The organism is Kineococcus glutinatus (assembly GCF_039542765.1).
Classification (GTDB): Bacteria; Actinomycetota; Actinomycetes; order Actinomycetales; family Kineococcaceae; genus Kineococcus_A; species Kineococcus_A glutinatus.
Genome location: NZ_BAABIL010000393.1, coordinates 1 through 14,910, shown reverse-complemented (window position 1 = coordinate 14,910; position 14,910 = coordinate 1). Strand labels below are relative to the sequence as shown.

12 protein-coding genes are annotated in these 14,910 nt (G+C 75.3%); 8 read left to right on the top strand and 4 right to left on the bottom strand.

The window, feature by feature from the left end; translation table 11 throughout:
* The 5 genes from leuA to ABEB16_RS14440 all read left to right on the top strand — a co-directional run.
* Window positions 1-1,642 (top strand): 2-isopropylmalate synthase (gene leuA, locus ABEB16_RS14460; RefSeq protein WP_345712939.1); only part of this gene is annotated, 1,642 nt, incomplete at its 5' end.
* Window positions 1,643-1,801: 159 nt separating this feature from the next.
* Complete coding sequence (locus ABEB16_RS14455; RefSeq protein WP_345712938.1) at window positions 1,802-3,397, top strand: diguanylate cyclase; 1,596 nt, start codon at window positions 1,802-1,804, stop codon at window positions 3,395-3,397.
* Window positions 3,398-3,434: 37 nt separating this feature from the next.
* Window positions 3,435-4,169: a DNA repair protein RecO gene (recO, locus tag ABEB16_RS14450; protein ID WP_345712937.1), complete on the top strand. Its 735-nt coding sequence runs from the start codon at window positions 3,435-3,437 to the stop codon at window positions 4,167-4,169.
* A gap of 94 nt (window positions 4,170-4,263) precedes the next feature.
* Entirely contained in the window at window positions 4,264-5,103 is an 840-nt protein-coding gene (locus ABEB16_RS14445; protein WP_345712940.1) for an isoprenyl transferase, read from the top strand.
* Window positions 5,104-5,282: 179 nt separating this feature from the next.
* A complete protein-coding gene (locus ABEB16_RS14440) occupies window positions 5,283-5,717 on the top strand; it encodes a hypothetical protein (protein ID WP_345712936.1) in 435 nt (144 codons plus the stop codon).
* 229 nt (window positions 5,718-5,946) lie between these two features.
* Here the strand turns inward: ABEB16_RS14440 and ABEB16_RS14435 are convergent, their stop codons facing one another.
* From ABEB16_RS14435 to ABEB16_RS14425, 3 genes are all read right to left on the bottom strand, one after another.
* The gene (locus ABEB16_RS14435) at window positions 5,947-6,738 is read right to left on the bottom strand and encodes an SRPBCC family protein (RefSeq protein ID WP_345712935.1); all 792 of its coding nucleotides are present in this window, start codon (window positions 6,736-6,738) and stop codon (window positions 5,947-5,949) included.
* 128 nt (window positions 6,739-6,866) lie between these two features.
* A complete protein-coding gene (gene ppc / locus ABEB16_RS14430; protein ID WP_345712934.1) occupies window positions 6,867-9,695 on the bottom strand; it encodes a phosphoenolpyruvate carboxylase in 2,829 nt (942 codons plus the stop codon).
* Window positions 9,696-9,847: 152 nt separating this feature from the next.
* On the bottom strand, window positions 9,848-10,312 hold the full coding sequence (locus tag ABEB16_RS14425; protein ID WP_345712933.1) for a Fur family transcriptional regulator: 465 nt from the start codon (window positions 10,310-10,312) through the stop codon (window positions 9,848-9,850).
* A 168-nt stretch (window positions 10,313-10,480) separates the two neighbouring features.
* Between ABEB16_RS14425 and ABEB16_RS14420 the strand changes: the two genes are divergently transcribed.
* The 3 genes from ABEB16_RS14420 (at window position 10,481) to ABEB16_RS14410 (ending at window position 14,412) form a co-directional block, all read left to right on the top strand.
* Entirely contained in the window at window positions 10,481-11,893 is a 1,413-nt protein-coding gene (locus ABEB16_RS14420) for a glycine--tRNA ligase (RefSeq protein ID WP_345712932.1), read from the top strand.
* 61 nt (window positions 11,894-11,954) lie between these two features.
* Window positions 11,955-13,154, top strand: a complete 1,200-nt coding sequence (dusB, locus tag ABEB16_RS14415) for a tRNA dihydrouridine synthase DusB (RefSeq protein WP_345712931.1) — start codon at window positions 11,955-11,957, stop codon at window positions 13,152-13,154.
* Window positions 13,147-14,412 (top strand): deoxyguanosinetriphosphate triphosphohydrolase, encoded by a 1,266-nt coding sequence (locus tag ABEB16_RS14410; protein WP_345712930.1) that lies wholly within the window; start codon window positions 13,147-13,149, stop codon window positions 14,410-14,412. The genes dusB and ABEB16_RS14410 overlap by 8 nt, the downstream gene beginning before the upstream one ends.
* A gap of 6 nt (window positions 14,413-14,418) precedes the next feature.
* On the opposite strand, the gene ABEB16_RS14405 is transcribed toward ABEB16_RS14410, so the two are convergent.
* On the bottom strand, window positions 14,419-14,910 hold a 492-nt coding region (locus ABEB16_RS14405), incomplete at its 5' end, for a septum formation family protein (RefSeq protein ID WP_345712929.1).

Here is a 14,910-nt window from a genome sequence, read left to right as displayed (position 1 = left end):
CCGGACCTGGCCGGACCGCCGCATCGAGGTCGCCCCCCGCTGGTGCGCCGTCGACCTGCGCGACGGCAACCAGGCGCTGATCGACCCGATGAACCCCGAGCGCAAGCTGCGGATGTTCCAGCTGCTGGTCCGCATGGGGTACAAGGAGATCGAGGTCGGGTTCCCCTCGGCCAGCCAGACGGACTTCGACTTCGTCCGCCTGCTGGTCGAGCAGGACCTCATCCCCGACGACGTGACGATCCAGGTGCTGACGCAGGCCCGCGAGCACCTCATCGAGCGGACCTACGAGTCCCTGCGCGGGGCGAAGCAGGCGATCGTGCACCTGTACAACTCCACCTCGGTGCTGCAGCGGCGGGTCGTGTTCGGCACCGACACCGACGGCATCGTCGACATCGCGCTGCAGGGCGCGCGGCTGTGCCGCAAGTTCGAGGAGACCCTGCCGGGCACGAGCGTCTACTACGAGTACTCCCCGGAGTCCTACACGGGGACGGAGCTGGAGTTCGCCGCCCGGATCTGCAACGAGGTGCTGGGCGTCTTCGAGCCCGCCCCGGACCGCAACGTCATCATCAACCTGCCCGCCACGGTGGAGATGGCGACGCCCAACGTCTACGCCGACTCCATCGAGTGGATGTCGCGGCACCTGGCGCACCGCGAGGACGTCATCCTGTCGCTGCACCCGCACAACGACCGGGGCACCGCGGTGGCCGCCGCGGAGCTGGGGTACCTGGCCGGCGGCGACCGCATCGAGGGCTGCCTGTTCGGTAACGGCGAGCGCACCGGCAACGTGTGCCTGGTGACGCTGGGGTTGAACCTGTTCAGCCAGGGCGTCGACCCGCAGATCGACTTCTCCGACATCGACGAGGTCCGCCGCACGGTCGAGCACTGCAACCAGCTGGCCGTGCCCGAGCGGCACCCCTACGGCGGCGACCTGGTCTACACGGCGTTCTCCGGCTCCCACCAGGACGCCATCAAGAAGGGCCTGGAGGCGCTGGAGCGCGACGCCGCCGCCGCGGGGCACGCCGTGGCCGAGCACGAGTGGGCGGTGCCGTACCTGCCGATCGACCCCAAGGACGTCGGGCGCAGCTACGAGGCCGTCATCCGGGTCAACAGCCAGTCCGGCAAGGGCGGCGTGGCCTACCTGATGAAGAACGAGTACAGCCTGGACCTGCCGCGGCGGCTGCAGATCGAGTTCAGCCGGGTCGTGCAGGAGCGCACCGACGCCGGCGGCGGCGAGGTGAGCCCGGCGCAGGTGTACGAGGTGTTCGCCGACGAGTACCTGCCGGCGGCGGCCGCGGGGGAGCGGTGGGGCCGCTTCGCCCTGACCGGGATGCGCACGTCGAGCAACGCCGACGGGGAGGTCCTCGACGTGGACCTGCGCGACGGGGCCGAGCAGGTCACGCTCACCGCGCGCGGCAACGGCCCGATCGCGGCGTTCTGCGCGGCGCTGGCCGGTCGCGGGGTGGACGTGCGGGTCCTGGACTACGCCGAGCACGCGATGAGCGCCGGCGGCGACGCCCGGGCCGCGGCCTACGTGGAGTGCGCCGTCGACGGGCGGGTGCTGTGGGGCGCGGGGATCGACCCCAACATCACGACGGCCTCCCTCAAGGCGATCGTCTCGGCCGTCAACCGCGCCCAGCGCTGACCGCGCCCGGGTCGTCCAGGCCGCCCGCCGGGACGATCCGGGCCGCCCGGCGCGGCGGACCGGTGCCGTTTCCCGCTGTGGCTGTCGCACGCGACGGCTACGATCGCAGGCGTCGCCCTCGCTCGCGGGCGCTGCACGCCGAGAGGGGGACGGAGCGCCGTGGCCGACGCACCCGGTGAGCTGGAACCGGTGAGCGCCTTCGGCCCCTTCGACGCCCTCGCGGAGCGGGCCCACCAGTTCTACCTCGACGGCTTCAGCGAGCGCGCCGTGCTCGCCTGCCGCGAGGGGCTGCTGCTGTGCGGGCTCGCCGGGGACGAGCGCACCGCCCGCTACCTGCAGTTCGTCTGCGGCATCGCGCTGCACCAGCTGGGCCGCCACTCCGAGGCGAGCGTCGAGGCCGGGCACCTGCTGCGCCGCCTGGAGCGCTCCGGGGACCCGCTGTGGCGGGCCAAGGCCCTGGCGCTGCTCGCCGAGACGCGGGTCGACCTCGGCCTGACCACCCTGGCGATGGACCACCTCGCCGAGGGCCGGATGCTGGTGGCCGCCGCCACGACCGGCGGCTACAACCGCCTCGGCGCCACGATGGCCGTGGCGCTGGCGCTGCGCGCCCTCGTCCTGTTCGAGCCCGCCGACGAGCTCATGGGCCGCGCCGTCGCCGAGACCGGCTTCGGTCCCCGCATCCAGCTCACGACGGTGCAGGAGTCCGCGGTGCTGCGGCTGTCGTGGGCGGCGATGCTCGAGCTCGTGGGCCGGCCGGAGGAGGCGCTGGGGCACTACCGCGTCGCCCACTCCCGCGCCCTGCACATGCGCCGGCTGGCGCAGGAGGTCGGCTACCCGGAGATGGTCGCCCGCGCCGGCGCGATCGAGGGCTACGCGCTGCAGCGCACCGGGGACCCGGCGCTGGCCGAGGCGCGGCTGCGGGAGGCCGCCGACGGGTTCCGGCTGCGGGAGGTGCTCGCGGAGACGCACATCACCCGCATCGGCCTGGCGCTGGCGCTGAGCGAGCGCGGGGAGCACGCCGCCGCCCGCGAGCTGCTGGAGCTGGTCAGCCGGACGGTGCAGCAGCGCACCCACGTCGACGTGTGGGCGTCCACCGCGCTCGTGGCCACGGCCGCGGCAGCCGTCCGCGAGCACGGTGAGCACCCGGTGGGCCCGCCGCTGGAGAGCCTGGCCCGCGCCGCCCTCGGCCGGCTCTGGGCGGACCGGGAGAGCCGCTTCGAGGCCCTGCAGGACCGGGTGCGGGTGCGGGAGATGGCCGAGCAGAACGAGCGCGCCGGGCGCGCCGCGCTGGCCGATCCCCTCACCGGCCTGGGCAACCGGCGGCTGCTGCAGCAGCTGTTGGAGCGCCCCGACCTCCGCTTCAGCGCGATCTTCGTCGACGTGGACCGCTTCGGCGCCGTCAACGACGACCACACCCGGCAGGTGGGCGACGCGGTGCTGCGCCGGGTCGGTGCCCTGCTCGGCGCCCGCTGCGGCCCGGCGGACGCCGCCATCCGCTACGGCGGTGACGAGTTCGCGCTGCTGCTGGCCGCCGAGGACGCCGACGCGCCGCGGGTGGCCGCCGAGGTCCTCGCCGCGGTGCGCGCCGAGCCGTGGGAGGCGCTCGCGACCGGGCTGCGGGTGACGCTGTCGGTGGGGGTGGCCGGGCGGGCTCCCGCCGCCGAGGCGCTCACCCGCGCCGACGGGGCGTGCGCCGAGGCCAAGCGCGCCGGCCGCGACCGGGTGCTGGTGGCCGGGGAGCGGGGCACCGAGTGAGCGCAGCGGGTGGGGCGCACCGGGTGGGCGGCCGGTCGTGAGCTACTACCGCGACGAGGCCGTCGTGCTGCGGGCGCAGAAGCTCGGCGAGGCCGACCGCGTCATCACGCTGCTCACCCGCCACCACGGCCGGGTGCGGGCCGTGGCCAAGGGGGTGCGGCGCACCTCCTCGCGCTTCGGGGCGCGGGTGGAGCCGTTCACGGCGGTCGACGCGCAGCTGCACCGCGGCCGCAGCACCCTCGACATCGTCACGCAGGTGGAGGTGCTCGCCCCCTACGGGCAGGCGCTGGTGGGCGACTACGCCCGCTACACCGCCGGCAGCGCGATGCTGGAGACCGCCGAGCGCTTCACGGACGCCGAGGGGGAGCCCGCGACCCAGCAGTACCTGCTGCTCGTCGGGGCGCTGCGCACCCTGGCCGGTGGCGGGCACGACCCCTCCCTGGTGCTCGACGCCTTCCTGCTGCGTTCGCTGGCCGTCGCCGGCTACGCCGCCAGCTTCGTCGACTGCGCCCGCTGCGGCGCCCCGGGCCCGCACCGGGCGTTCGCCGTGGCCCTCGGCGGGGTGGTGTGCCCCTCCTGCCGACCGCCCGGTTCCGCGGCCCCGGACCCCGCCACCCTGCAGCTGCTCGCCGCGCTGCTGACGGGGGACTGGGCCGCGGCCGACGCCAGCCAGGCCCGCCAGCGCCGGGAGGGCAGCGGCCTCGTCGCCGCCTACCTGCAGTGGCACCTGGAGCGCGGCATCCGGTCGCTGCGCCACGTGGAGCGCGTGTGAAGCTGGCGGGGTGAGCACCGACACCCCCGCCGAGCAGCGGCCGACCCGTGGCCGCTTCGGCCGCCGCCGCAGCGCGCCCGCACCCCGCGGCGCCGTGCAGCCCCCACCGCCGCACCCCTCCGGGGCCCGGCCGCCGCAGCTGCCGCCGGAGCTGGTGCCGCACCACGTGGGCGTCGTCATGGACGGCAACGGCCGCTGGGCCAACCAGCGGGGCCTGTCCCGCAACGAGGGGCACAAGCGCGGCGAGGCGTCCCTGCTGGACGTCGTGGCCGGTGCCATCGAGATCGGCGTGAAGCACGTCTCGGCGTACGCCTTCTCCACGGAGAACTGGAAGCGCAGCCCCGACGAGGTGCGCTTCCTCATGGGGTTCAACCGCGACGTGATCCGCCGCCGCCGCGACGAGATGCACTCCTGGGGGGTGCGGGTGCGCTGGGCGGGGCGCCGGCCGCGGCTGTGGCGCAGCGTCGTGGCCGAGCTGGAGGCCGCGGAGGAGATGACCCGCGACAACGACGTCCTCACCCTGACGATGTGCGTGAACTACGGCGGCCGGGCGGAGATCGTCGACGCGGTGCGGGCGATCGCCGCGGAGGCCGCCGCCGGCCGGCTGGACCCGGCGCGCATCGACGAGCGCACCATCGCGCGCCACCTCGACGAGCCGGACATGCCGGACGTGGACCTGTTCTGGCGCTCCTCGGGGGAGCAGCGGACCTCCAACTTCCTGCTGTGGCAGTCGGCCTACGCGGAGATGGTGTTCTCCGACGTGCTGTGGCCGGACGTGGACCGGCGGGCCCTGTGGGACGCCATCAGCGTCTACGCGCAGCGCGAGCGCCGCTACGGCGGGGCGCTGGACACCCCCGTCCCGGATGCCCCGGTGCCGGACGCCCCGGCGGTGGGGTCCGCCGCACCTGCGCACCCGTCCCCGGAGGGGCCGTGACCTTCACCGCCACCGGCTGGGCGCCCGACGCGGTGTTCCAGGGGCGTCCCCGCGCACAGCGAGGAAGCACTCCGGGCTGGCCCTGAGCGCGCGCGACCGGCGGCTCCATGAGCGGGTGTTCGAGGTGTCGTTGCTGCTACCTCTGGCTGGTCGTGGTCGGGCCCTGCCATGCTCATCGCGTGGCCCAGGCCGCGGTCCGTGCTTCCACCCGCCCTGCTGATGAGGTGTTCGGTGCGGGGTTGCTGCGCGGTGTGGTGTGCGGTGCCGCGCTGGGAGCGGCACTAGGCGTTGTAGGGAGCATCACCACCGACGCCGGCTCCGATGTCGCCTTCGTCATGGTGAGCTTGGCGGCATTCTCGGGGGCGCTGGTCGGAGTCGCTTGCGCCGCGGGTGTCCTTGTGGTCCTCAGCATCGTCCGACGTGGCCGGTGGGCTGGGAGCTGGGTGGTCAGCGGGCTCGCCGCCCTGGTGGTTGCGTTCGTGGCCGCGCTGAGCGTGTCCCTCCTGGCCCTGATGAACGGGTGGGCGTTCCTCGATCCCCACGCCCAGCCGGTGACGGGCGCAGCTGCGGGCGCCATCGCCCTGTGGCAGGCGCGCCGCGTGCAGCGAGACTGATCAGCTCACCGCACGCCGTGCGGCCAGGCGGGGACGCAGACAGCGGCTTGAACCGACGCACACCCATCGGCTGCACGAGAAAGATCATCGAGGCCCCGCCACGGTCCACCGAGCCCGCCCGGGTGCCGTCGCGCCGGCCCCGGCGACCGTGCCGTGCCGTGCGCACGCGGGTGGGGCCGCGGCGTCGCCGCGGCCCCACCCCGCGCCCGTGCTGCTCGACCGCGCCGGGTCAGTCGCGCCGGTGGCTGCCCGTGGACTCCCGCTCCTCCAGCGCGGACAGGTCGACGGTGCGCTCGTCGGTCGCCGTGTTGCTGAGGTCCACCTCCGGTGTCTGCGTCACCGGGGCGGTGGGCGTCGTGGTGCGCACCACCGTGGGCGGTGCGTCCGCCGCGGCCACGGTGCTCTCCTCCTCGCCGGAGCCCTTGCGGGCCGCCGCGGTGGCCGCGGCAGCCGCGGCGGCGACGACGCCGATGCCCGCCGCGACGGCCTTGCCCGACACCCCGGCCGCACCGGAGGTGCTGCGGGAGGCGGTGGCGTCCTCGGCGCCGGGGACGCCGGCGCGGGTGCCCTCGGCGACCGAACCGCGCCAGGCGCCGGTGGCCAGGCCCCGCGACTCGATGAACTCCTTGAACCGCTCCAGGTCGCCCGTGGCCTGCCGCTCCACCAGGCCCAGCGCGTCGCCGGCCTTCTCCAGCACACCCTCCGGCTCGTACTCCAGCACCAGGTTCACGCGGGTGCGCGCCTCGCCCTCGGCCACGAAGGTCACCTGCCCGGCGTTGGTGGCCCCCTCGGTCGCCGCCCACGCGACCTTGCGGTCGGGCACCTGCTCCAGCACGCGGGCCTGCCAGCGCCGGCGCACCCCGCCGATCTCGGCGACCCACTCCATGAGGTCGTCGCCGAGCTGGGTGACGCTCGTGACGCCGCTCATGAACTGCGGGAAGTCCTCGAACTGGGTCCACTGGTCGTACACCGTCCGCAGCGGGACGTCCACCAGCACCGTCTTCTCCACCCTCGTGGCCATGACAGCTCCCTCGCTCGTGCCTCGACGGCGGGGTGGGCCGAACCGCCCCCTCGCCGTCCTGCGCCCCGAGTCTCGCGCGGACGGGGCGAGGGCGCGCGACGGGCGCGGCCCGGCCTCACCCACCCGGCTCAGCCGGTGTTGCGCATCCCGGCGGCGATGCCGTTGATCGTCAGCAGCAGCGCCCGGCGCAGCGCCGGGTCCGGGGACTCGCCGGCGGCCCGCGAGCGCGCCAGCAGCGACACCTGCAGGGCGTGCAGCGGCGCGAGGTAGGCGTCGCGCAGGTCCAGGGTGTGCCGCAGCAGGGGCGCCTGCTCCAGCAGCGTCTCCTGCCCGGTGATCAGCAGCACCTCCGCCACGGTGCGCTCGTGCTCGGCCCGGATGAGGTCGAAGACGCCGCGCGCCCCGGGGGCCACGAGGGCGTCGACGTAGCGGGCGGCGATCGCCAGGTCCGTCTTCGCCAGCGTCATCTGCACGTTGGAGACGAAGCTGCGGAAGAAGCGCCACTCGGCGAACATCCGCTGCAGCGCCTCGGCGCGCCCGGCTTCCCGCGCCGCGGCCAGCCCGCTGCCGACGCCGAACCAGCCGGGGACGTTGATGCGGCTCTGCGTCCAGCCGAACACCCACGGGATGGCGCGCAGGTCGCCCAGCCCGCCGCTGCCGCCGGGGCGGCGGGAGGGCCGGGAGCCGATGTTGAGGTGGCCCAGCTCCTCCACGGGGGTGGCGGAGATGAAGAACTCCATGAGCCGCTCGTCGCCGACGAGGGCGCGGTAGGCCTCCTGCCCCTTCGCCGCGACGAGGTCCATCGTGACGTCCCAGTCGTCGAGGACGTCCCGCGGCAGCGCCGAGTGCCGGTGCAGCGTGGAGGCCTCCAGGACCGCCGACAGCGCCACCTCGAGGTTGTGCCGGGCCAGGCTCGGCACGACGTACTTGTCGGAGATCACCTCGCCCTGCTCGGTCACCTTGACGGGCCCGTCCAGGCTGCCGTAGGGCTGGGCCAGGATCGCCTCGCCGGTGGGGCCGCCGCCGCGCCCGACGGAGCCGCCGCGGCCGTGGAAGAGGCGCAGCACGACCCCGTGGCGGTGGGCGACGTCGCGCAGGGCCCGCTGGGCGCGGTGGATCTGCCAGCGGGAGGCGGCGATGCCGGCGTCCTTGCTGGAGTCGGAGTAGCCCAGCATGATCTCCTGCACGTCCCCGCGGGCGGCGACCACCCGGCGGTAGGAGGGGTCGCCGAGCAGCCCCTCCAGGAGGGACTCCGCGGCCTCCAGCTCCGCCACCGTCTCGAACAGCGGCACGAACCCGATGCGGGCGCAGTCGCCGGCCGGGTCGGGGCCCAGGTCGACCAGGCCGACCTCGCGGGCCAGGACCACGACGGCCAGCAGGTCGTCGATGCCCTGCGTCATGGAGACGATGTAGCTCTCCACGGCGTCCTCGCCGTACACGTCGACGACGTGGCGGACCGTGGCGAACAGCTCCAGCACCTCGGCCGCGGTGCCCGTCAGCCGCTCCGCCGCCGACCCCAGCAGCGGCCGGTTGCCGCGCAGCTCCCGCGACAGCAGCTCCAGCCGAGCCGGTCGCCCCAGCTGCGCGTAGGGGCGGTCCAGCTCCCCGAGGCGGTCGTAGGCGACGGCCAGCGCGGCGTGGTGGCGCCCGGCGTGCTCGCGGATGTCGAGGGTGGCCAGGCTCAGGCCGACCGCCCGGGCGGTGCGCATCACCCGCGCCACCGGGCCGCCGGCGATGAGGTCCCCCTCGCCGGCGCGCAGGGAGTCGCTGACGAGCTGCAGCTCCGCCAGCAGCTCGCCCACGTCGCCGTAGTCGCTGCCGGGGGTGTGCGGGCGGCCCTCCTGCAGCCGCGCGCGGGTGGCGTCGATGCGGGCCCGCACGAACGACAGCTTCAGCCGGTAGGGCTCCTCGGCGTTGAGCCGGATCCGCTCGGCGTGCACGTGCGGCAGGAGCTCGGCGTCGCGCGCCAGGCTCTCGCGCAGCGCGTCGCTGACGTCGACCACCTTCACCGAGGACGCGAGCTGCTGGATGAGGTCGTCCACCGCGGCGCCGAGCACCTCCAGGGCCGCGGTGTGCTGCATCCGCAGCACGTCGAGGGTGACCTGCGGGGTGATGTTCGGGTTGCCGTCGCGGTCGCCGCCGACCCAGCTGCCGAAGCGCAGCGGCCTGGAGGTGGCGCGCAGCTGCAGGCCGGCGCGGCCCAGCTCCCGCTCCAGGTCCTCCAGCAGGTCCGGCACGACCTGGGAGGCGAGGGTGGTGAGGTAGTAGTGCGCCGAGCGCGCCTCGTCGGTGGGCCGGGGGCGCTCCACGCGCAGCTCGTCGGTCTGCCACAGCAGGTCCACCAGCTCGGCGAGGCGGCGCTGGCCGCGCTCGGCGTCGGCGGGGCGCTGGCGCGGGTCCTCCGCCGCCTCGATGATCCCGACCACGCGCAGCAGCAGCTCCAGCACGGAGCGCCGGCTGGACTCGGTGGGGTGGGCGGTGAACACCGGGCGCAGCTGGACGCGGTCGACGACGTCCTGGGCCTCGGCGAGGTCGAGCTCGCCGGCGGCGACGGCCGCCACCAGGCGGTCCACCGCCTCGGGCAGCTCGCCGCGGGAGCGCTGCAGCAGCTCCTGCCCGCGGTGCATCTGCTCGGCGATGTTGGCGAGCTGGAAGTACGCGGTGAACGCGCGGGCCAGCACGATGGCGGTGGCGTCGTCCACGTCGGACAGCAGCGTGCCGAGCTCGTCGCCGCCGGGGCGCCGGGCCAGGGCGCGGACCCGCTCGACGAGGTCCAGCAGGTGTGCGCCCTCGTGGCGGGTCAGCGCCTCGCCGAGCAGCTCGCCGAGGCGGCGCACGCTGGCGCGCAGCGCCGCGTGGGCCTCGTCGGACAGGATGCCGGAGTGGGCCAGCACGTCGTGCTGGCCCTCCGCCGGCCCCGGGGGGGTGGGGGTCGTCGTCTGGGTGCCCGTGCTCATGGGTCGCACCGTCCCTGCTGCTGTTCGCGGGTATCGGCGCTGATACCGCTGTCCTGACGTGGGTCCTGACGTCCTGACGCGAGTCCTGACGTGCCGTCGGCCGGCCGGCCGGAGGCGGCCGCGTCCGTAGTCTGGCGCGGTCGCGCCGCACGTCAAACCCGGCGACCGTCCGCACGGGTGTGGTCACCAGCGGTGGTCTGCGCGTCCTCCGGGCCGGTGCCGGCGGCGGCGCACCGCGCGCAGGTGCCGAACACCTCCACGACGTGCTCGACGTCCACGAAGCCGTGTGCCGCGCCCACCCGCTGCGCCCACGCCTCCACCGCCGGGCCCTCCACCTCGACGGTGCGCCGGCAGCGGCGGCAGACGAGGTGGTGGTGGTGCTCGGCGCTGCGGCAGCGGCGGTAGGCCGCCTCCCCGTCGTCGGTGCGCAGCACGTCCACGTCGCCCTCGCCGGCGAGGGCCTGCAGCGCCCGGTAGACGGTGGCCAGGCCGACGGTGTCGCCGCGCGCGCGCAGCCGGGCGTGCAGGTCCTGGGCGGAGAGGAAGCCGTCGGCCTCGTCGAGGACGGCGGAGACCGCCGAGCGCTGGCGGGTCGACCTGCGCTGCGGGACGGTCATGGCGCTGGGTCCTTCCGGGGGGCGGGCGGGCGCGGTGCCCACGCAGCGACGATAACCGGCGGCGCGGCGCCCGCGGGCAGGGCGTAGCCTCGGAGGCCGCCGCCCCCGGGGCGGTCCGGCGCCGCGGCCCCGCCGCGCCGGTGCAGCAGCCCGCCGACAACCAGCCGGATGGAGCCCGTCGTGGCCACGAAGTCCTCGTCCGAGAACCGACTCGACGCCGTCATCGGCCTCGCCAAGCGCCGGGGGTTCGTCTTCCCCTGCGGCGAGATCTACGGCGGCACCCGGTCCGCGTGGGACTACGGTCCGCTGGGGGTCGAGCTCAAGGAGAACATCAAGCGGCAGTGGTGGCGCGCGGTCGTGCAGCAGCGCGACGACGTGGTCGGCCTGGACTCCTCGATCATCCTGCCCCGGCAGGTGTGGGAGGCCTCCGGCCACATCGAGGCCTTCGTGGACCCGCTGGTGGAGTGCCAGTCCTGCCACCGCCGCTACCGCGAGGACCACCTCGCCGAGGAGTTCGCCGAGCGCAAGGGCCGCCCCGACCCCGACGCGGTCCAGCTGTCGGAGGTGCCCTGCCCCAACTGCGGCAACCGGGCCTGGACGGAGCCCAAGCAGTTCAACGGCCTGCTCAAGACCTACCTGGGCGTCACCGAGGACGAGGCGGGCCTGGCCTACCTGCGCCCGGAGACCGCGCAGGGCATCTTCGTGAACTTCCTCAACGTGCTGGGCTCGGCCCGCCGCAAGCCGCCGTTCGGCATCGGCCAGATCGGCAAGAGCTTCCGCAACGAGATCACGCCGGGCAACTTCATCTTCCGCACCCGCGAGTTCGAGCAGATGGAGATGGAGTTCTTCGTCGCCCCGGGCACCGACGAGGAGTGGCACCAGTACTGGATCGACACCCGGCTGCAGTGGTACGTCGGTCTCGGGGTGGACCCGGACAACCTGCGGCTGTACGAGCACCCGGCCGAGAAGCTGTCGCACTACTCCAAGCGCACGGTGGACATCGAGTACCGCTTCGGCTTCTCCGGGTCGGAGTGGGGCGAGCTGGAGGGCATCGCCAACCGCACCGACTTCGACCTGTCGACGCATTCCAAGCACTCCGGCGCCAACCTGACCTACCTGGACCCGGCGACGAACGAGCGGTACACCCCCTACGTCATCGAGCCGGCGGCGGGCCTGACCCGCTCCCTGATGACCTTCCTCGTCGACGCCTACGCCGAGGACGAGGCCCCCAACACCAAGGGCGGCGTCGACAAGCGCACGGTGCTGCGCCTGGACCACCGCCTCGCCCCGGTCAAGGCGGCGGTGCTGCCGCTGTCGCGCAACGAGCAGCTGTCCCCCAAGGCCCGCGACCTCGCCGCGGAGCTGCGCGGCAGCTGGAACGTGGACTTCGACGACGCGCAGGCCATCGGCCGCCGCTACCGCCGCCAGGACGAGATCGGCACGCCGTTCTGCATCACGGTGGACTTCGACACCCTGGAGGACGAGGCGGTGACCATCCGCACCCGCGACACCATGGCGCAGGAGCGGGTGGCGCTCGGGCAGGTGCACGGCTGGCTGGCCACCCGCCTGACGGGCTGCTGAGCGCGGCGCGGGTCGGGGACCGGCGGCGGGCGGCGTCGGGGGCAGCGGTCATCATGGTGTCGTGAGCACCGCCCTCGACGCCGCCGCCCCGGTGGGCGCCCCCGCCACCCCGGCCCCCGCCGTCGCCCCGCTGCGCATCGGGCCGCACGTCAGCGCCACGCCCGTCGTGCTCGCCCCCATGGCGGGCGTCACGAACGCCGCGTTCCGCCGGCTGTGCCGCGAGCACGGGCGGGGCTTCTACGTCAGCGAGATGACCACCTCCCGGGCGCTGGTGGAGCGCACACCGGAGTCGATGCGGCTGGTGACCTTCGACCCGGACGAGCACCCGCGCAGCGTGCAGCTGTACGGGGTGGACCCCGCGACGGTGGCCGCCGCGGTGCGGATGGTGGTCTCCGAGGGCCTCGCCGACCACGTCGACCTCAACTTCGGCTGCCCCGTGCCCAAGGTCACCCGCAAGGGCGGGGGCGCGGCCCTGCCGTGGAAGTCCTCGCTGTTCGCGGCGATCGTGCGCGCCGCCGTCACCGAGGCCGCCCGCGAGGGCGTGCCGGTGACGGTGAAGATGCGCAAGGGCGTCGACGAGGACCACCTCACCCACCTGGACGCCGGGCGCGCCGCGGAGGCCGAGGGCGTGGCCGCCGTCGCCCTGCACGGGCGCACCGCGGCGCAGCACTACTCCGGGCAGGCCGACTGGGACGCGATCGCGCGGCTGAAGGAGGCCGTGACGAGCGTGCCCGTCCTGGGCAACGGGGACGTGTGGAGCGCGGAGGACGCGCTGGAGATGGTGCGGCGCACCGGCTGCGACGGTGTCGTGGTGGGCCGCGGCTGCCTGGGCCGGCCCTGGCTGTTCGCCGACCTCGAGGCGGCTTTCGCGGGGCGCGGCGAGCGGGTGCGGCCCGGCCTGGGCCAGGTGGCGGCCACGGTGCGCCGGCACGCGGAGCTGCTGGTGGAGCACTACGGGGACGAGCTGAAGGGCTGCCGCGACATCCGCAAGCACATCGCCTGGTACTTCAAGGGCTACGTCGTCGGCGGCGACCTGCGCGCCCGCCTCGGTCTCGTGGACACCCTCGCCGCCCTCGACGAGCTGCTCGCCACGCTCGACGCCGACCAGCTGCACCCGGGGGCGGGGGCGGAGGGGCCGCGCGGGCGGGCCGGCTCCCCGCAGCGGGTGGCGCTGCCGGAGGGGTGGCTGGAGGACCGGGAGCTGTGCGGGGCCGCGCTGGACGTCGTCCGCCAGGCCGAGCTGTCGGTCTCGGGTGGCTGAGCGGGTGGGCGAGCGGCCGCCTCCCGGCTACGACGGCGCGGACATGGCCCGGCGGGTCGTGGAGGCACCCAAGTCGCACACCCGCAGCGCCTTCGCCCGCGACCGGGCGCGCGTGCTGCACTCCGCTGCGCTGCGCCGGCTGGCGGCCAAGACGCAGGTCGTCGGGCCGGGCAGCGACGACTTCGTGCGCAACCGCCTCACCCACTCCCTGGAGGTGGCGCAGGTGGGGCGGGAGCTGGGTGCGGCGCTGGGCTGCGACCCCGACGTCGTGGACACCGCCTGCCTGGCCCACGACCTGGGCCACCCGCCCTTCGGCCACAACGGCGAGGAGGCCCTGGCCGAGGTGGCCCGCGACATCGGCGGCTTCGAGGGCAACGCGCAGACCCTGCGGCTGCTGACGCGCCTGGAGCCGAAGGTCGTGGCCCCCGACGGCCGGTGCGCGGGCCTGAACCTGACCCGCGCCAGCCTGGACGCGGCGACGAAGTACCCGTGGGGGCGCGGTCGGGGGCCCGGCGGCACCCGCAAGTTCGGTGCGTACGACGACGACGGGGCGGTCTTCGCCTGGCTGCGCGACGGCGCCCCGGGCCCCCGCCGGTGCGTGGAGGCGCAGGTCATGGACTTCGCCGACGACGTGGCCTACAGCGTCCACGACGTGGAGGACGCGGTGGTCGGGGGGCACGTCCGCCTGGAGTGGTTGCAGCAGCAGGAGGTCCGCGAGCGCGTCGCGGACCTGGTGCGCCGCTGGTACCTGCCGGCGGTCGGCGACGCGGAGGTCGACGAGGCGCTGCGGCGGCTGGCGGCGCTGCCGTGCTGGGCGCTGGAGCCGGCGGGGGAGCCGGTGGGCGGGCGCCGGCACCTGGCGGCGCTGAAGGACATGACGAGCCAGCTCATCGGCCGCTTCGCCCGCGCCACGGAGGACGCCACCCGCGCCGTGCACGGGCCGGGACGGCTCACCCGGTACGCCGCCGACGTCGTCGTGCCCGCCGAGACGCAGGTGGAGGTGGCGGCGCTCAAGGGCGTGGCGGCGGTGTTCGTCATGGTGGCCCTGGAGCGGCAGCCGCTCTACGCCCGCCAGCGGGAGCTGCTCCTGGAGCTGGTGGCGGCGCTGCTGGAGCGCGCCCCCGACGTGCTGGAGCCGCCGTTCGCGGAGGACCACGCCGCGGCGGGTGACGACGCCGCACGGCTGCGGGTGGTGGTGGACCAGGTGGCCTCGCTCACCGACGCCTCCGCGGTGGCGCTGCACGCCCGGCTCACCTGAGCTCCCTCACCCGCCGCCCGGGTCGACCAGCGGTGCCCGCAGCGGCCGGTCGGCGTAGGCGCCGCAGAGGACCGTCCGGTCGCCGTCGAGGTCCCAGCCCTCCTCGGTGGGCGCGAACCAGTCCGCCGCCAGCCCCTCGACGCCCGCGGCGGCCGTGACGGGGCCGGCGACGAACGCGCCGCAGCGCTGCTCGGCGGTGCGCTGCACCTCCTCCTCGCCGGGGAAGTCCCCCGCGGGCAGGTCGAACGCGGTGACGACCTCCGCGTCGTGCGCGCTCGTGCAGGGCACGGTCTCCACGGTGGCGACGGCCTCCGCCGCCTCGTCGGGGAACTGGTAGCAGTCCCCGATCCGGAGGTCGTGGACGCCGACGACCGTGCCGCCGCCCCGCCCCGCGGCCGCGGTGAGCAGGTAGCCGGCGGCCCCGGCGAGCAGCGCGACGGCCAGCCCGGCCAGCGGCAGCAGGCGCAGCGCGGCGAGCACCGCGGCCACGGCCACGGC